The sequence below is a fragment of the Streptomyces sp. NPDC049970 genome, assembly GCF_040660235.1.
Classification (GTDB): Bacteria; Actinomycetota; Actinomycetes; order Streptomycetales; family Streptomycetaceae; genus Streptomyces.
This window is the reverse complement of record NZ_JBFALP010000003.1, coordinates 132255-149370: the sequence shown is the minus strand read 5'-3', so window position 1 is coordinate 149370 and position 17116 is coordinate 132255. Positions and strand designations below refer to the sequence as shown.

The following is a 17116-nucleotide window of genomic DNA, read 5'->3' as shown; positions in this document are numbered from 1 at the left end:
GACACACGCCCCAGAACGCGGTCGGCCGGACCGCTGACGCGGCGGCCGGGGGCAGGAGCCGCCCGGAGCCGGAGGCCTCCCGACCCGGCCGGTCCGCGAGGGCGAGCAGCACAGCGGGCCGGGGGCCCGGATCCGCGTGGTGGATCCGTGCCCCCGGCCCGCGCCGCCCGGCATCAGCGCCGGGCCACACCCTCTGCCCTGGCCGCCGCCGCGACCGCGGCGGTGACCGCGGGGGCGACCCGCTCGTCGAACGGCGACGGGATCACGTAATCCGCGGCGAGTTCGTCCCCGACGACGTCCGCCAGCGCGTTCGCGGCGGCGATCTTCATGCCCTCGGTGATCCGGGAGGCCCGCACCTGCAGCGCGCCCGCGAAGATCCCGGGGAACGCCAGCACGTTGTTGATCTGGTTCGGGTAGTCCGACCGCCCGGTCGCCACCACGGCCGCGTACTTGTGCGCGACGTCGGGGTGGACCTCCGGGTTCGGGTTGGCCATCGCGAACACGAACGCGCCGGGCGCCATCGAGGCGACGGCCGGCTCGGGGACCGTACCGCCGGAGACGCCGATGAAGACGTCGGCGCCCGCCAACGCCGTCTCCAGGGAACCGGTGATCCCAGCCCGGTTCGTGAGCTCCGCCAGCTCGCGCTTGACGTCGGTGAGGTCGTCGCGGTCACCGCTGACGATGCCCTTGCGGTCGGCGACGGCGACGTCTCCGATGCCCGCCTCCAGCAGGAACTTGGCGATGGCCACACCGGCCGCACCGGCGCCGGAGATGACGGCACGCAGATCGCCGAGCGTACGACCGGACAGCTTGGCCGCGTTGCGCAGGGCCGCGAGCGTCACCACGGCCGTGCCGTGCTGGTCGTCGTGGAAGACCGGGATGTCGAGACGCTCCTGGAGCTTCCGCTCGATCTCGAAGCACCGGGGCGCCGAGATGTCCTCCAGGTTGACGCCGCCGAAGGACGGCGCGAGGCGCACGACGGTGTCGACGATCTCGTCCGCGTCGGTCGTGGCGAGCGCGATCGGGACCGCGTCGACCCCGCCGAACTGCTTGAAGAGGATCGCCTTGCCCTCCATCACCGGGAGGGAGGCCTCGGGACCGATGTCCCCCAGGCCGAGGACGGCGGTGCCGTCCGTCACGACGGCCACGACCTGCGACTTCCAGGTGTAGTCGTGGACGAGTTCGGGATTCTCGGCGATGGCGCTGCACACCTTCGCGACGCCGGGGGTGTACGCGAGGGACAGGTCGTCCTTGTCGCGGATCGGGACGGTGGCCTGCACGGCCATCTTCCCGCCGCGGTGAAGGGCGAAGGCCGGGTCGAAGGGCTCGTCCGCACCACTGAACCCGTCCGCACCGGCCGCGCCGTGCGTCTTGCTGTCGCTGCGAGGATTGACGATCTCCGCTGCCATTGTGTTGACCCCTTAAGTCTTCATCATTTGAGGGTGGCCACTCCTGGTTGAGGAGGGGTGGGCGGGCACCGCGTACGTTCCCGGCCCGGAGCGGTTGGCCCGCTACGGCTGGGGAGACACGTACGCGCGGGCGCGCCGCACACGCGCCCTGAGCCCCGGATGAGGGGTGTAAAGGTCTTTTTTACCGGACGGACCCGGCCTCGTACGAGTCGGTATCGACTCGGTGACATGACTCATAGCCGAAAATCTGGACAAGTCCACTAAGGGCTACAAAGGTCGTCCGTCGGTTGAGACGCACCGGAGATTCTCCGGAGGAGCGCTCACTTCCCTGCAGAAGGTCCGGCCTTGCGACACGGACCCGTTGACGTTCGGGGGTCTCCCGTTACCCGATTTTGACATGACCGGCCCCCTGATTGGGTGAGTCCGAATGGCAAGATGCCCTAATCACACAAGGTGGCGACACTCGAAGGTGCGTGCGTATCCACCTGACCTGCATTTCTCACCGCCGGAGGATTCCGATCATGACCGCAAGCACCCTCTGTCGTTCGACCGCGAAGTCCCGGATTGCCGCGGTCTGCGCAGTCGCGGTCGCCGGCACTCTGCTGCTGACCGCCTGTGGCGACCAGACCGACAGTGCCTCCAAGAAGGACTCGGGCGCGACGGCGGCCAAGGACGCGCCGCTCGCCGACCTCGTCCCCCAGTCCATCAAGGACAAGGGTGAGATCAAGGTCGGATCCGACATCGCGTACCCGCCGGTCGAGTTCAAGGACAAGTCCGGCAAGACCGTCGGCATCGACCCCGACCTCGCGGACGCGCTCGGCAAGCAGCTCGGCGTGAAGTTCGTCTTCGAGAACGGCACGTTCGACACGCTGCTCACCGGCCTGCGCTCGAAGCGCTACGACCTGGCGATGTCGGCCATGACCGACACCAAGGACCGCCAGGAAGGCGTCGACTCCGAGACCAAGAAGAAGGTCGGCGAGGGCGTCGACTTCATCGACTACTTCACCGCGGGCGTCTCCGTCTACACCAAGAAGGGCGACGACAAGGGCATCAGCACCTGGTCCGACCTCTGCGGCAAGAAGCTCGTCGTCCAGCGCGGCACGGTCTCCCACGACCTCGCCAAGGCGGAGAGCGCCAAGTGCGGCGGCAAGGGCAAGATCTCCATAGAGGCGTTCGACAACGACCTCGAGGCCCAGACCCGCCTGCGCGGCGGTGGCGCCGACGCCGGTTCCTCCGACTTCCCGGTCGCCGCGTACGCGGTGAAGACCTCGGGCGGCGGCAAGGACTTCCAGCTGGTCGGCGAGCAGGTCGAGGCCGCCCCGTACGGCATCGCCGTCGCCAAGGGCAACGACGAGCTCACCAAGGCCATCCAGTCCGCCCTGGAGGCGGTCATCAAGAACGGCGACTACGACAAGATCATCTCCAAGTGGGGCGTCGACGCGGGCGCGGTCACCGAGGCCAAGATCAACGGCGGGTCCTGACCGGAGACCGGCGCTGAAAGGCATCACCTGTGACTGACATCAACAAAGCGGGCCCGGCGGACACCCCGCCCACCCCGTCGGCAGGACCGGAGGCGATCAAGGCCATCCCGGTGCGTCACTACGGCCGGTACGTCTCGGCGGTCGTCACTCTCGGCCTGCTGGCCACGCTCGTCTACGCGTTCGCCCAGGGCGACATCAACTGGGCTGCGATCCCGGACTACTTCTTCGACGCCCAGATCCTCGAGGGCGTCAAGAACACCGTCATCATCACGATCCTCTCCATGACCATCGGTGTGGTGCTGGGCATCGTGCTGGCCGTGATGCGGCTCTCCAAGAACCCGGTGACGACGTCCATCGCGTGGGGCTACATCTGGTTCTTCCGTGGCACCCCGGTCTACGTACAGCTGCTGGTCTGGTTCAACCTCGGCATCGTGTTCGAGTACATCAACCTCGGACCGATCTACAAGGACGAGTGGTCGTCCTTCATGACCCCGTTCCTCTGTGCGCTCCTGGGCCTCGGGCTCAACGAGGCCGCGTACATGGCGGAGATCTGCCGGGCCGGCCTCCAGTCGGTGGACGAGGGGCAGACCGAGGCGGCTCACGCCCTCGGCATGAGCCACGGCAAGACACTGCGGCGGATCGTCGTTCCGCAGGCGATGCGCGTGATCGTGCCGCCGACCGGCAACGAGGTCATCAACATGCTGAAGACCTCGTCGCTCGCGGTGGCCGTCCAGTACACCGAATTGCTGCGTTCCACCCAGAACGTCTCGCAGACCTCGGGTGCCACCGTGGAGATGCTCTTCCTGGCGGCAGCCTGGTACATGGTGCTCACCTCGGTGCTCAGCATCGGCCAGTACTACCTGGAGCGTTACTACGCACGCGGCTCCAGCCGCAGCCTGCCGGACACCCCGTTCCAGAAGATCAGGGCCAACATGCTGTCGCTGGGCCGCCCGAAGGGAGGCGCCGCATGACCGCCATGGTGAAGGCCGAGGGCGTACACAAGTCCTTCGGCCCCGCACACATCCTCAAGGGCATCGACCTCGAGGTCGCCCCCCGCGAGGTGTTCTGCCTGATCGGCCCGTCCGGTTCCGGCAAGTCGACGTTCCTGCGGTGCATCAACCACCTGGAACAGATCAACGCCGGCCGGCTCCACGTCGACGGCGAACTGGTCGGCTACCGGCAGAAGGGCGACAAGCTGTACGAGCTCAAGGACAGCGAAGTCGCCCTGAAGCGCCGTGACATCGGCATGGTGTTCCAGCGCTTCAACCTGTTCCCGCACATGACGGCCATCGAGAACGTCATGGAGGCCCCGATCCAGGTCAAGGGCGAGTCCAAGGCCGTCGCCCGGGCCCGCGCGGAGCGACTGCTGGACCGGGTCGGCCTGTCCGACAAGGCCAGGAGTTACCCGTCCCAGCTCTCGGGCGGTCAGCAGCAGCGCGTGGCGATCGCCCGCGCGCTGGCCATGGAGCCGAAGCTGATGCTCTTCGACGAGCCGACGTCCGCGCTCGACCCGGAGCTGGTCGGGGACGTCCTGGACGTCATGCGGGGACTGGCCGACGAGGGCATGACGATGATCGTCGTCACGCACGAGATGGGCTTCGCCCGCGAGGTCGGCGACGCGCTGGTCTTCATGGACGACGGCGTGGTGGTCGAGTCCGGCCATCCGCGCGACGTCCTGACGAACCCGCAGCACGACCGGACGAAGTCGTTTCTGTCGAAGGTGCTCTAGCAGCGGCGGACATGTCCGCGAGGAGGGCGGTACGGACGGGATCCGTACCGCCCTCCTCGCGCTGTACCCGGCGGCGTAGGCGGACGGGCAGGTACGCGGGCCTACTTCACGGCCAGCACCAGGCTGTCCGACGGTGAGGCCCAGACCGCCCGCGCCTCACCGAAGCCGGCCTCGCGAAGTGTGCGGGCGTGCCAGTCGACGGAGGGCATGTCGCCGTCCGCGTGCTCGCCGTAGATGTCGAACCGCTCGGCGGTGGGTGCCGCGAGAACCGGGTCCTTCGCCATCAGGGCCCACCACTCGCTCCAGTCCACGGCCCCTCCCGCCTTCGCCCGGTCCATGACGGCGTGCCGGTGGGCGCGTTCGGCGGCGTTGATGCGGGGGGTACCGGTGTCGATCATGTGGTCCGCGTTCATGAACACCCCGCCGTCCCTGACCAGGCCGCCGATCTGGCCGTACAGGGTCGCGAGCGGCTCGCTGTGCAGCCAGTGCAGGGCGGTCGCCGTGAGCACGGCGTCGTACGACGCGTGCGGGAGCCGCCCGGTCCAGGCGGCGTCCTTCAGGTCGGCCGCGACGAAGGTGACGCGGTCGTCGCCCTCGAAGGTGCCACGGGCGATGGCGAGCAGTGCGGGGTCCAGATCCACGCCCGTGCTGGTCGCCTTCGGGAACCGCTTGAGGAGCCGGTCCGTGATGGTGCCCGTGCCACAGGCGAGGTCGAGCACCCTCGGTTCGGGGCCCACTACGGCCTCGACCATGTCGAGCATCACCCGGAACCGCTCTTCGCGGTCCGGCATGTACCACTCCTGCTGCCGGTCCCAGCTCTCCTGCCAGGACTGCCAGTCGGTACCCGTCGTCGTCACCAGAACCTCCGTCTGCGCCCATGCACGTCGTAATACCCATGACCCATTGCCACCCATTACACTGGCGGCACACCGACCATAGACCGACGGCGTAAGGACTACAAGTGGAACTGGCCTATTACTCGGACTACGCCGTACGTCTGGTCAACACCGAGGAGCCGGCCCGCGGCAAGGACTGCCTCACGACCGTCGAGTCGGTCCGTGAACTGTTCGGCACCAACACCCAGGCGGCCCGCCGCGCGACCGACGCGGACGTGACACGCTTCCGGTCCGTACGGGCGCGGCTGCGCGCGGTCTTCGAGGCGGCCGACGGCGGCGAGGAGACCCTCGCGGTCGACCTGCTCAACTCACTCCTGCTGGAGTTCCCCGTGAGCCCGCAGATCTCCGGCCACGACACACGGGACGAGGACGGCAAGCCGGACTGGCACATGCACCTCGCGGACCATCCGTCGAACGCCACGGCGGGATTCGCCGCGATCGCCTCGATGGGCCTCGCCTTCCACCTCACCTCGCACGGGGTGGACAGGCTCGGCCTGTGCGAGGCGGCGCCCTGCCGCAACGCCTACCTGGACACCTCCACCAACCGCTCGCGCCGCTACTGCTCGGACCGCTGCGCGACGCGGGCCAACGTCGCCGCCTACCGCGCCCGCAAGCGTCTGGAGACGGACCGCGCCGAGGAGACCCGGCGCACGGCCGACACCGCCCAGGCGAGCAGCCCGAGCGGCGACCGCTGATCCTTCCTCAGCGGCCGGTAGCGGGCACGGGCACGGGCCAGCACGAGCTCCTCGGGGACCGTCCCGTAGTCCGTGCTGTCGCCGCCGGCGAAGGAGTTGTCGCCGAGCACCCACCAGCCGCTGCCGCGCCGCTCAGCAGCACGTTTGACGACCAGCAGGTCCTGCTGGAACGGGTGCCGCAGGATGACCACGTCCCCCGGTCGCACCGTCGCCCCGTGCTGCACGAGCAGCCAGTCCCCGTGGTAGAGCGTGGGCACCATCGACGGCCCCGTCACCTCCACGACCTGGAACGACTTGCGGGACGCCCGCGCGTTCAAGGGTTCCTGCGCCGGTTCCGGCATGTCTGGCACCTCCCGGTCCATCCTCCAGCACACCGCTCCGTGCTTTCGGCCACTGGTCGTATTCGCACCTTGGACTTTTGGCCTAAGCCCCAGGGGGCAGCCGCAAAAAGCGGCCTCCCACGGAGTAATGTCCCACCTGAGAAGACGATCACGAGGAAGGACAGCCCCATGCTTTCGCGCCTGTTTGCTCCCAAGGTGAAGGTCAGCGCCCACTGCGACCTGCCCTGCGGTGTGTACGACCCGGCCCAGGCCCGCATCGAGGCGGAGTCCGTCAAGGCCGTCCAGGAGAAGTACCAGGCCAACGAGGACGCGGACTTCCGCACGCGCGCCGTTCTGATCAAGGAGCAGCGCGCCGAGCTCGCGAAGCACCACGTCTCGGTGCTCTGGAGCGACTACTTCAAGCCCCCGCACTTCGAGAAGTTCCCGGAGCTGCACCAGCTGGTCAACGACACCCTGAAGGCGCTCTCCGCGGCCAAGGGCTCAAACGACCCGGCCACGGGCCAGAAGGCTCTGGACCTGATCGCTCAGGTCGACAAGATCTTCTGGGAGACCAAGAAGGCCTGATCCACGGTCGGGCCGTCCGACCTGAGGTTTCGCAGGTCGTACCGCCTACTGTCCGCACCCGGTCCGAGACCGCCGAGAACGGCGTCCGTCACGGACCGGGTGCGGTCTTCTGTTCCCAACCACCTCTGGGCCGGCGCCGGCCGAAGCGGTAGAACATCACCATGCCAAGCTTCGAGGTCACACCGATAGGCACGGTCCGGAACGACCGGACGGACCTGCAGCACACGGACAACTGGGGCGCCGTCCGCAGCACGATCGCCGTCGACGAGCGCTTCGGCGAGGCGTGCCTGCAAGGGCTTGAGGGCTTCTCCCATGTGGAGGTCCTCTTCGTATTCGACCGGTTCCCCGAACACGACGACTACCGCGAACCCCGCCCCTACCGCGGCCGCTCCGACCTCCCGCCCGTCGGTGTCTTCGCCGGTCGCGGCCCCCGCAGGCCGAACCGCATCGGGGTGACGTGCTGCGCCATCGAGTCCGTCCACGGCCGCGAACTGACGGTGGTCGGCCTGGACGCGGTGTCCGGCACCCCGGTCATCGACCTGAAGCCGACGATGGCGGAGTTCCGCCCGGTGGACATCGAGCAGCCGGAATGGGTCAGCGGTCTGATGTCGGAGTACTTCCGGCCGTAGACGTCCGCGTCGGCAACCCGGTATGCGGCCCGGTCTCGGGGCAGAACCCGACAACCGACCCTGCCCGGAGACCCGCAGAACGGCCCCGGTCCTCAGCCGTTCGCCGCCCGCAGCAGGATGCGGGCCAGCTCGTCCGGTGCGGAGAACATGGGCCAGTGCCCGGTGTCCATCTCGGCGAGGTCCCAGCGCTCGCCGGTGAGCAGCGCCGCCACGTCCTCCGTGGGCTCGGGGCCGTCGAGCAGGCACTTCACGTACGTCGCCGGGAGCCGACCCACCGACCGTTCCATCCGGGCGGGCTCGGTCAGCGACGGTCCCGGGTGCGGGGTCGAGCCGCTGACGATGCGTCCGATCTGTTCGTCGGTGAGTCCCTGGCCCTCGTAGTCGGCCACGGCCATGGGGGCCCAGGAGCCTTCGTTCTCCGCGAGGGTCCTCTCGAAGGCCTGCCGCCCCTGCCACCACCGGTCGGCGAACGACTCACCGTCCGACGGGACGTTGGAGTCCACGAAGACCGCACGGGCCAGCCGGTCACCGATCCGCTCGGCCGCCTGGCCGACGGGGATGCCGGAGTAGCTGTGGCCGACGAGGACGACGTCGCTCAACCCCCGGCGCTCCACCTCGTCGACGACGTCCTGCACATGGGTCCGCTGTCCGGCCGGCTGGTTCTTCCGGTCTCCGAGCCCGGACAGAGTGACCGGCCAGGCTCCGTGACCCGCCGCGTGGAGGTGGGGCACCACGTCGTCCCACGCCCACGCGCCCAGCCACGCGCCCGCCACCAATACGTAGTTCGCCATGCCGCCAACGTAGCGCGGGGGTACGACAACCGCCCCGGCCCGTCGGCGTCACGCGTCCGGGAGGAGGTGGCGGTAGCTCTCCGGGTTCTCCCGGAGGAAGGTGGCGAGGCTCCTGGCGGGACGGCCCGTGAGGGTGGGAACGGCGTCCGAGACGGTGGCCAGCTCACCGGCGGCGATGGCCTCGTACGACGTGACCCAGCCGGCCACCTCCCATTCCTCGGCCCCGTAGCGGGCCCTGGAGGCGTAGGCCTCCTCCCTGGTCTCGGGGACGTACCTGACGGTCCGGCCGGTGCGGCGGGTCAGTTCCACGGCCGCCTCCGCGAGGGTGAACGCCTCGGGCCCCGTGAGGTCGTACGTCACACCGTCGTGGCCGGTGCCGCGCTCCGTCAGGACCGCTGCCGCGGAGTCGGCGATGTCCTCGTGCGCCACGGCCGAGACCCGCCCCTCGCCGCCGGGACCGCGCAGGACCCCGTCGGTGCCCGTCATCGCGGGGAGGGCCGCCAGGTACCAACTGTCGCGGAGGAACGTGTGGCGCACGTCGGCCGTCCGGATATGCGCCTCGGTGTGCCAGTGGTCGCGCGCGAAGGTGAACGTCGCGTCCGGGGCGGCGCCGAGGAACGACACGTACACGATGCGCTCGACGCCCGCCGCGACCGCCGCGTCCACGGCGGTGAGGTGCTCCCCCACCCGTCCGGGGCTCTCGTGGGCGGAGACGAGGAACAGCGTGTGCGCGCCGTCGAGAGCGCGGCGCATCGCCTCGCCGTCGCCGTACGGGGCGGGTGGTGCGGGGCTCGCTCCGGGCAGCCGGGGAAGCCGGGACGGGTCGCGGCCCAGGAGCCGTACGGAGAGACCGGTCCGGGCCAGCCGAGCGGCGACCCGGCCGCCGACCGCTCCGCTCGCGCCGGTCACCGCGATGACGGGGCCGGTCACGGGGCCTCGCCCTCCTCCGGTACCGGGTGCCCGGCCCACGGGCGCACCTCCAGGACCGCGCCCACCGGGATCGGTCCGTAGATGTGCGGGAACTCCTCGCCCCCGGGTGAGACGGACTCGTAGCGCACGGGCGCTCCGAGCCTGTCGCCGTCGATGACGAGGACCACGAGGCCCTCGGGATCGGGCCCGTACAACGCCTCTGCGACCGCGCGGAGCTGACGGGGCAGCGAGCAGTGGATGAACCCCTCCTCCCGCAGGGTCCGTCCGCGGGTGGACATCTCGTACGTCCCCGATCTCCGGGCGGCCTCCCAGAGGGCCTCTTCCGTGAGGTGCAGCAGTTGTTCGGTCATCCGTCCACGCTACGGGCTGTCGGGCTCACCGAGGAGCTTCGCCTCGGTCAGCGCGTCGAGTCCGACGGCCGGCCGGTCCGGCCGCTGCGGGACCGCGCCTCCCAGCTCGCGCATCCAGGCCCAGGTGTCGGCGACCGTCTCGCCGACAGGTCTGCAACGGAGCCCGGTCGCGTGTGCCTTGGTGACGTCGCCCATGTGCAGGAAGTCGTACAGCTCTCCGGCGGGCAGCCAGACCGGGAGGTCCGTCCAGGGTTCGACGCCTGCCGCGAGCAGCACCTCGGGTGCGGTCCAGCGCAGCTCGGCGCGGGAGCCGGTGACCCGCACGCAGGCGTCCAGCAGTTCGCCCATGGTCGTGTGTCCGGGCCGGCTCACCAGGTTGTACGCCCCGCCGAGACCGCTCGCCGCGGCGTCGAGGAGCCACTTGGCCAGGTCGCGGGCGTCGATGTACTGGAGCCCGGCGTCCGGTGGCCCCGGTGCGATCACCGGGCCGCCCCGCGCCGTGCGGCCGAGCCACCACGGCAGCCGGCCGATGTTCTCCCCGGGACCGAGGATCAGGCCGGCCCGGGCCAGCAGCGCCCGTCCGCCGAAGGCGTCGGTCGCGGCGAGCTCCCCGCCTCGCTTGGCCAGGGCGTACGAGACGTCGGGTCCGGCGTCGGGAGACGCGCCGGCGACCAGCGGGCCGTCTTCGGGGAGCCCCGCCGGGGTGGGGTAGTCGTACACGGACCTGCTGGACACGTAGCTGAAGTGCCCGGCCCTGTCCGCGAGCAGCCGGGCCGCGTCCCGGACGGCCGTCGGGGCGCCGCTCCAGGTGTCGACCACCAGGTCCCAGGTGCCCTCGGCCAGGGCCGAGAGGCCGGCCGCACCCGCCGTCCGGTCGCCGGTCAGCGTGCGGACCCCGCTCGGTGCCGGATGGTGGCCGCGGTGGAACACCGTGACCTCCCAACCCCGGGCGAGCGCGGCGTCGGTGACCGCGCGTCCGACGAATTCGGTGCCGCCCAGCATCAGTAGCCTCATGCGGTCACCCTGCCCGTCGGCGACGGTCCCGGAAACGGCGTCTCGCTGTCGGCGGAACCGGGAACCCCCGGGAACCCCCGGGAAAGGGGGACCCGCAGGGTCAGGCCGCGTGCGCCAGCGGGCTTCGGTGGCGCAGCAGCCACCGGTGGTAGACCTCCGCCTGCTGGGCCGCGTCGCGGTAGGCCGCCTCCAGCTCCGCGTACACCGCCTCCGTGTCCGCGCCCGGCCGCGAGACCAGCAGCAGCCGCACCGCCAGCGGATCGCCGCGCAGGGGCCGGATCGCCATGTCGTCGCGCGGGCCGGAGGTCGGCTGGCAGGGGGCGACCGCCTCGCCGAGTACGACGAGGGAGGCGGCGGTGAGGTAGTCGCCGTGCAGCACGGGCGGATCGAGTCCCGCGGCTCCGAGCACCCGGCGCACCCCGTCCCACTCGCCGTCCACCGAGGGGTCGACCATCCACCGGTCGGTCGCGAGGTCGTCGAGGTCCACCACCGGGTGCCCCGCCGCCGGATGGTCCCTGGACAGGGAGATGAACTGCGGTTCGCGTTCGAGGAGTACGCGCTGGACGAGGCCGTCGGGGACGGTGAGCGGGGAGCCCTCCACCTCGTGCACGAACGCGACGTCCAGCCGGCCGGCGGCCACGGCTGCCAGCAGCGCCCGCGCCGAGACGTCCACCTTCAGCGAGATGTCCGTCCCGGGGAGCCGTACCCGCAGCCTGCGCAGCCAGCCGCCGATGACCCGGCTCGCCGTGGAACCGATGCGGAGCCCGGGGCCGCCCGCGCGGGCGGCTTCGGCCTCCGCCATCGCGGCGCCGACCAGGGTGGACATGCCGTCCACGAGGGGGCGGGCGCGACTGAGGAGTGCGCGGCCCAGGAGGGTGGGCCGGCAGCCGGTCCTCTCGCGGCGGAACAGTTCCGCCCCCATGGTCCTCTCGATCCGCTGGAGCTGGGTGGTCAGGGCGGGCTGGCTGACGCCCAGCCGCCGTGCCGCCTGGTGCAGGCTGCCCGTGTCGGCGATGGCGCAGAGCGCCTTGAGGTGTCTCACCTCGAGGTCCATGACGGGGAGCGTATGGCTGTTCACACGTCGAGCACCAGACGTCACAAACCCCACCAAAGGGCCGGATTCAGGGGCTGTTGGGGCGACCCGCACGTGCTGGTTCTGTGCTGTTCCTGTGGGGGCGATAGGGCGGCGCTATCGCCGGTTGACATCATCCGCAGCGGGCCCGGCTGCCCCGACACTCACTCCGTACCCCCCACCCGTTACCCGTCCGGTCGCCGGACGGGGTTCGTCGGACAGGTAGGAGAACCCCCCATGAGTCACTCCAGAACTGCTGTCATGTCGGCTGTGGCCGGTCTCGGACTCGGCGTCGCCGCCGCGCTCGGCACCACCCCCGCGGTCGCCTCCCCGGCTCCTGTCGCCCCCTCCACCAACGCCGAGGCCGGCTACGCCGCGTACGCCGGTTCGAGCGAGAACGCCGCCGCGAACAAGGCCTTCTTCGACGCCGTCATGAAGTCGGTCGCCGAGAAGCGGGCCGCCAACCCGGGCGCCGCGGCCGTCACCGTGGTCTACAGCACCACCAACGCGCCCAGCTTCCGCAGCCAGATAGCCAGCAGCACCAGCATCTGGAACAGCTCGGTCAGCAACGTGAAGCTGCAGGAGGGCTCGAACTCGGACTTCGACTACTACGAGGGCAACGACTCCCGGGGCTCGTACGCGAGCACCAACGGGCACGGCAGCGGGTACATCTTCCTCGACTACGCCCAGAACCAGCAGTACAACTCGACCCGTGTGACCGCGCACGAGACCGGGCACGTGCTGGGGCTTCCCGACCACTACACGGGGCCGTGCAGTGAGCTCATGTCGGGCGGCGGTCCGGGCACGTCCTGCACCAACGCAAGCCCGAACGCCACCGAGCGCTCGCAGGTGAACTCCCTCTGGCAGAACGGCCTCGCGGCCGCGGTCGCCCGCGCCACGTCGTAACACCGGCTCACACCGGTCTGGGGCCGTTCCGCCGCGGCGGAGCGGCCCCTTCGCGTGCTGAGGGGGGCCGGTCAGGCGAGTTCCAGCGGAAAGGCGCCCCGGTGGCCGGTGCCCGCGCCGTGCGCCGGGCGCGGTTCGAACTCCCGGCAGCTCCATATCTCCTGGACGAACCCCGTACGCCGGTCCCAGAGGCCCGCGACGTCGTCTCCGCCCGCCGCGTCGCGGTAGGCGTCCTTCGCGCCGCGGAAGCAGGCAAGCCCGCCGGAGAGTCCGCGGACCGGGGCAGGGAAGTAGTCGGAGAAGGCGCAGGCTATGCAGGTCTGCAGGCGTATGTCCGGCGGCAGGATCCGCTGGATCGTGGCCAGCGCGGCGGCGAAGTCGCCCTCGGCGCGGTTCGACTCGTACACCGCGCCGTCCAGATGCAGGGCGAGGTACAGGTCCGGGTCCGCTCTGCGCAGGGACAGCAGGCAGCCGAGCGTGGCCTGGCGGACCGTTCCGGACACCAGGACCGGGACCGGCAGGTCCCACTCCAGCACGCAGTCGTCGAGCACGCCGTCCGCCAGGTCGAACGCGCCTTCCATGAGCGGCGCTTCGGCGGCGGGGCGCAGACCGTCGAAGCTCTCGCCCTCGAAATCCGTACCCCGGACGCGGATGCGGAGCTGCTGTCCGTCCGTGGTGAGAACGACGGCCTCGGAACCGTGACGGTCCCGGTACCAGCCTGCCCACGACTCATCTGTCATGTGCAGGGACTGTAGTCCGTACCCCGCACCCGCCCCGCGCCACCCTCTCCTTCGGTTCCTGCGGTGGCCGGGTGCCGGTCAGTCGCCTTGCGGATCACGCCACATGGGCCACATCGAGGGTCCGTCGGGGAGGTCCACGGTCTTGCCCGTGAAGCTGAAGCCGAGCCGTTCGTAGAGCCGGCGGCTGCGCTCGCTGCTCGCCTCCAGGTAGGCGGGGAGGCCTTCGCGGTCGCACCGTTCGAGGACTCCCCCCACCAGCGCCTCGCCGATCCCCTCCCCCTGCCGCTCCGGGCTGACGCCGATCATGAGCAGGTACTCATGGGCGCGATCGTGGGGGTGGACGGCGCCGGTCAGCCTCCCGATCAGCTCGGCCCGTTCGTTGTCGGGATCCGCCGTCTCCCTCATCAGCGCGGGGGTGTCGTCGTCCCCCTCCGGAGCCCCCGCGGGCACCGGGAGCCAGAGGGCGACGGCCGTACCGTCCTCCAGCAGGTCGATACGGCCGTGTGCCAGCGTGATGTCCGCGAAGACCCCGAGGAATCTGCCGTGCACCGCTCGCCGGTGCTCCTCGTCGGGGAAGACCCAGCTGCTGACCGGATCGTCGTGGAACGCCTCGTCCAGAATCCGTACGACCTGGTCCCTGTCGCCCAGGTCCGCCTGCCGTATGCGTACGCCCATGACCGGCCCCCGCCCCCTCGCACCCGTGGTGTTGATCCCAACCGACGGACGGAATAATAGAGTTGGAACAGGGACGAGGTCACGGACGGCCGGCGGTCAGTGTGTTCTGCGGGTGACGAACTCCGCGAGGGCCAGCAGGTCCCCGCCGTCCGCCACTCCGGGCACCGCACGGGACAGGTGGTGGACGGCGCGCGCCATCCGGTCGCCCGCCGCGATCTGCGCCCAGTCCCGGCCGCCGGCCCGGTCGACCGCGTCGGCGGCCCGCCTCACCTCGTCCGGTGTGTTCATGGCGCCCCGGTAGAGCGCGCCGAGTTCGGCCGCGGCCGGGGTGCCCGAGGTGAGCGCCGCGACCACCGGCAGCGACTTCTTGTGGGCGGTCAGGTCCGCCCCGACGGGCTTCCCCGTGCGCTCGGCGTCCCCCCAGATGCCGATCAGGTCGTCGATGAGCTGGAAGGCGAGGCCCGCCTCCCTGCCGAAGCCGTCCATGGCGACCACCGCCCGCTCCCCCGCACCGGCGTAGAGCGCGCCCAGGGCGCAGGCGCAGCCGAGCAGGGCACCCGTCTTGGCCGTGGCCATGGTGAGGCACTCGTCCAGCGTGACGTCGTCGGGGCCGCGCTCCTCCAGCGCGCAGTCGGCCTGCTGTCCGGCACACAGCTCGATGATGCAGGTGGCGAGACGCACCGAGGCCTGTGCGGACGCGGGGTGCGGGTCGTCGGCCAGCAGGCGCAGGGCGAGGGCGAGCATGGCGTCCCCCGTGATCACGGCGTCCGGGACACCGAACACCGCCCATGCCGTCGGCCGGTGCCGCCTGGTGGTGTCCTCGTCGATGACGTCGTCGTGGAGCAGTGTGAAGTTGTGGGCGAGCTCGACGGCGACGGCCGCCCGGACAGCGGCCTCGGGGTCGCCTCCGAGGGCGCCGGCTGCGGCCAGTACGAGGGCGGGCCTGATGGCCTTGCCCGCCTGCCCGTCGGCGGGCGTCCCGTCGGCGTTCTGCCAGCCGAAGTGGTACATGGCGACCCGGCGTATGGCTCCGGGCAGCGTCTCGACGGCTGCTCGCAGGTGCGGGTCGACGGTGTTGCGGGTGCGCTCCAGGAGGGCGGCGGCCTTGTGCCCCTCCATCGCGGCATCCGTACTCGTCATGGTCACGGTCACTCCTTCCGGGCGCCACAGGGCACCTGGGGTCTGTCGTTCGGATCAGGCCGGGTCGGGGAGCCGGGTCCGGTGCTGCGCATCGCAATGCGGCGGAGGGAGGCGTTCGGGGTCTCCCCCGCCGGCGCGAGACCGAGAGCTAGGGGAGGGGGCGTCGGCGACCGACGACACGGCCGCGAGGCGCGGCGCCAGGGCACGTGAACCGCGGCCTGATCCAGAAGCGAGGGCCCAGGCCGCGGCTCTCGCCTCACGGGGCGGCTCCTGCGGGGCCCGGGCGGCCTTCCGCCCGGGCCCGGGGAGCGTCACCGCCAGCGGCTGACCTCCACGTTCTCCAGGACCCCGAGGGCGTCGGGGACGAGGATCGCCGCGGAGTAGTAGGCCGTCACGAGGTACGAGATGATCGCCTGCTCGTCGATGCCCATGAAGCGGACCGAGAGACTGGGCTCGATCTCGTCCGGGATGCCGCTCTGCTGGAGCCCGACGACCCCTTGGTCCGCCTCGCCGGTCCTCATGCAGATGATCGAGGTGGTGCGGGCGTCGGTGACCGGGATCTTGTTGCACGGGAAGATCGGGACCCCGCGCCAGGCCGGGACGTGGTGCCCGCCGACCTCCACACTCTCCGGGACGAGCCCGCGCCTGTTGCACTCGCGGCCGAAGGCGGCGATGGCCCGCGGGTGGGCGAGGAACAGGTTGGACCCGCGCCGCCGTGACAGGAGTTCGTCCATGTCGTCGGGGCCGGGCGCCCCGTCGTGGGGCTGGAGCCGCTGCCCGTAGTCGCAGTTGTTGAGCAGTCCGAACTCCCGGTTGTTGACGAGCTCGTGCTCCTGGCGTTCGCGCAACGCCTCGACGGTGAGCCGCAACTGCTGCTCGGTCTGGTTCATCGGCTGGTTGTAGAGGTCGGCCACCCGGCTGTGGACCTTCAGCACGGTCTGGGCGACGCTGAGTTCGTACTCGCGCGGAGCCGACTCGTAGTCGACGAAGGTGTGCGGGACGACGGCCTCCCCCACGTGTCCCGCCGAAAGGTCGATCTCCGCCTCGCCGTACTTGTTGGTGCGCTGGTGCGGGATGGCCAGCAGCCCCGCGAGGTGGTCGCGGAGCGAGTCCGCGCGGGCGGCGAGGTTGAGCACGTCCGAGCGGCGCAGGCTCAGCAAGGTGCAGGCGGTGACGGCGCGGGCCGTGTACTCCCAGGTCGCGTCGCCGTCGACCAGGGCCTGGTCGCCGAAGTAGGCGCCGTCGGCGAGTACGCCCAGAACCGTTTCGTCGCCGTACGGGCCCGTCCCGATCTTCTCCACCTTGCCGTGGGCCAGCAGGTGGACCCGGTCCGCCGCCTCCCCGGCCGCGGCGAGGACATCGCCCGCGGCCACGTCATGCTGTTCGCACCTGCGCGCCAGCTCCGCGAGCACCTCCTCGTCGCCGAAATCGCGCAGGGCGGGGAGTTCACCGAGCTCGGCGGGGATGACCGCGACCCGGTCGCCCGTCTGGACGAAGGTCACCCGGCCGTCCCCGACCGAGTAGCTCAGTCGGCGGTTCACCCGGTAGGTCCCGCCCTGTACCTGCACCCAGGGCAGCATCCGCAGCAGCCACCGCGAGGTGATCTCCTGCATCTGCGGGGCGGACTTGGTCGTTGTCGCGAGGTTCCGCGCAGCCGCTGTGCCGAGACTCTGCTGCGGCGGCTGCGTGTTGCGAACCTCTTCACCAACGGACATCCGAAATCCTCTCGATCATGGACTGACCTGCGAGAGGAA

Annotated in this window: 19 protein-coding genes; 7 read left to right on the top strand and 12 right to left on the bottom strand. The window is 70.7% G+C overall.

Features of this window, described 5'->3' with window-relative positions:
* Positions 1-173: 173 nt before the first annotated feature.
* Positions 174-1409 (bottom strand): NADP-dependent malic enzyme, encoded by a 1236-nt coding sequence (locus tag AB0I83_RS06970; RefSeq protein ID WP_363303875.1) that lies wholly within the window; start codon positions 1407-1409, stop codon positions 174-176.
* Between the two features lie 521 nt (positions 1410-1930).
* Here AB0I83_RS06970 and AB0I83_RS06965 point away from each other — a divergent pair.
* Genes AB0I83_RS06965 through AB0I83_RS06955 form a run of 3 tightly spaced genes read left to right on the top strand, consistent with a single transcriptional unit; the run spans position 1931 to position 4619 of the window.
* Positions 1931-2890 (top strand): ABC transporter substrate-binding protein, encoded by a 960-nt coding sequence (locus AB0I83_RS06965; RefSeq protein WP_356534216.1) that lies wholly within the window; start codon positions 1931-1933, stop codon positions 2888-2890.
* A gap of 29 nt (positions 2891-2919) precedes the next feature.
* Positions 2920-3861: an amino acid ABC transporter permease gene (locus AB0I83_RS06960; protein WP_356534217.1), complete on the top strand. Its 942-nt coding sequence runs from the start codon at positions 2920-2922 to the stop codon at positions 3859-3861.
* Complete coding sequence (locus tag AB0I83_RS06955) at positions 3858-4619, top strand: amino acid ABC transporter ATP-binding protein (RefSeq protein ID WP_356534219.1); 762 nt, start codon at positions 3858-3860, stop codon at positions 4617-4619. The genes AB0I83_RS06960 and AB0I83_RS06955 overlap by 4 nt, the downstream gene beginning before the upstream one ends.
* Positions 4620-4720: 101 nt before the next feature.
* On the opposite strand, the gene AB0I83_RS06950 is transcribed toward AB0I83_RS06955, so the two are convergent.
* On the bottom strand, positions 4721-5410 hold the full coding sequence (locus AB0I83_RS06950; RefSeq protein WP_356534314.1) for a class I SAM-dependent methyltransferase: 690 nt from the start codon (positions 5408-5410) through the stop codon (positions 4721-4723).
* A 170-nt stretch (positions 5411-5580) separates the two neighbouring features.
* Between AB0I83_RS06950 and AB0I83_RS06945 the strand changes: the two genes are divergently transcribed.
* Positions 5581-6210 carry a CGNR zinc finger domain-containing protein gene (locus AB0I83_RS06945; protein ID WP_363303874.1) on the top strand — a complete coding sequence of 210 codons (630 nt, stop codon included), beginning with the start codon at positions 5581-5583 and terminating at the stop codon, positions 6208-6210.
* On the opposite strand, the gene sodX is transcribed toward AB0I83_RS06945, so the two are convergent.
* Positions 6114-6551: a nickel-type superoxide dismutase maturation protease gene (gene sodX / locus AB0I83_RS06940; protein WP_356534222.1), complete on the bottom strand. Its 438-nt coding sequence runs from the start codon at positions 6549-6551 to the stop codon at positions 6114-6116. The genes AB0I83_RS06945 and sodX overlap by 97 nt on opposite strands.
* A gap of 168 nt (positions 6552-6719) precedes the next feature.
* Between sodX and sodN the strand changes: the two genes are divergently transcribed.
* Positions 6720-7115, top strand: a complete 396-nt coding sequence (gene sodN / locus AB0I83_RS06935; protein WP_356534223.1) for a superoxide dismutase, Ni — start codon at positions 6720-6722, stop codon at positions 7113-7115.
* A gap of 161 nt (positions 7116-7276) precedes the next feature.
* Positions 7277-7744, top strand: coding sequence for an SAM-dependent methyltransferase (locus AB0I83_RS06930; RefSeq protein WP_363303873.1), 468 nt, complete (start codon positions 7277-7279; stop codon positions 7742-7744).
* A gap of 92 nt (positions 7745-7836) precedes the next feature.
* Here the strand turns inward: AB0I83_RS06930 and AB0I83_RS06925 are convergent, their stop codons facing one another.
* The 5 genes from AB0I83_RS06925 to AB0I83_RS06905 form a co-directional block, all read right to left on the bottom strand.
* Positions 7837-8535: an alpha/beta hydrolase gene (locus AB0I83_RS06925; protein WP_363303872.1), complete on the bottom strand. Its 699-nt coding sequence runs from the start codon at positions 8533-8535 to the stop codon at positions 7837-7839.
* 48 nt (positions 8536-8583) lie between these two features.
* Entirely contained in the window at positions 8584-9465 is an 882-nt protein-coding gene (locus AB0I83_RS06920; protein WP_363303871.1) for an NAD(P)H-binding protein, read from the bottom strand.
* Positions 9462-9815, bottom strand: a complete 354-nt coding sequence (locus tag AB0I83_RS06915; RefSeq protein WP_363303870.1) for a DUF952 domain-containing protein — start codon at positions 9813-9815, stop codon at positions 9462-9464. Before AB0I83_RS06915 ends, AB0I83_RS06920 begins: the two co-directional genes overlap by 4 nt.
* A gap of 9 nt (positions 9816-9824) precedes the next feature.
* Entirely contained in the window at positions 9825-10817 is a 993-nt protein-coding gene (locus tag AB0I83_RS06910; protein ID WP_363304090.1) for an NAD-dependent epimerase/dehydratase family protein, read from the bottom strand.
* A gap of 112 nt (positions 10818-10929) precedes the next feature.
* Positions 10930-11883 (bottom strand): LysR family transcriptional regulator, encoded by a 954-nt coding sequence (locus AB0I83_RS06905; protein ID WP_356841408.1) that lies wholly within the window; start codon positions 11881-11883, stop codon positions 10930-10932.
* A 255-nt stretch (positions 11884-12138) separates the two neighbouring features.
* Between AB0I83_RS06905 and snpA the strand changes: the two genes are divergently transcribed.
* Positions 12139-12807 (top strand): snapalysin, encoded by a 669-nt coding sequence (gene snpA / locus AB0I83_RS06900; protein ID WP_363303869.1) that lies wholly within the window; start codon positions 12139-12141, stop codon positions 12805-12807.
* A gap of 71 nt (positions 12808-12878) precedes the next feature.
* Here the strand turns inward: snpA and AB0I83_RS06895 are convergent, their stop codons facing one another.
* The 4 genes from AB0I83_RS06895 to AB0I83_RS06880 all read right to left on the bottom strand — a co-directional run bounded on the left by AB0I83_RS06895 (position 12879) and on the right by AB0I83_RS06880 (position 17077).
* Positions 12879-13547 carry a DUF6304 family protein gene (locus tag AB0I83_RS06895; protein ID WP_356534246.1) on the bottom strand — a complete coding sequence of 223 codons (669 nt, stop codon included), beginning with the start codon at positions 13545-13547 and terminating at the stop codon, positions 12879-12881.
* Positions 13548-13625: 78 nt separating this feature from the next.
* Positions 13626-14222: a GNAT family N-acetyltransferase gene (locus AB0I83_RS06890; protein ID WP_363303868.1), complete on the bottom strand. Its 597-nt coding sequence runs from the start codon at positions 14220-14222 to the stop codon at positions 13626-13628.
* 96 nt (positions 14223-14318) lie between these two features.
* Complete coding sequence (locus AB0I83_RS06885; protein ID WP_363303867.1) at positions 14319-15362, bottom strand: family 2 encapsulin nanocompartment cargo protein polyprenyl transferase; 1044 nt, start codon at positions 15360-15362, stop codon at positions 14319-14321.
* A 311-nt stretch (positions 15363-15673) separates the two neighbouring features.
* Complete coding sequence (locus AB0I83_RS06880) at positions 15674-17077, bottom strand: family 2B encapsulin nanocompartment shell protein (protein WP_363303866.1); 1404 nt, start codon at positions 17075-17077, stop codon at positions 15674-15676.
* Positions 17078-17116 lie beyond the last annotated feature (39 nt).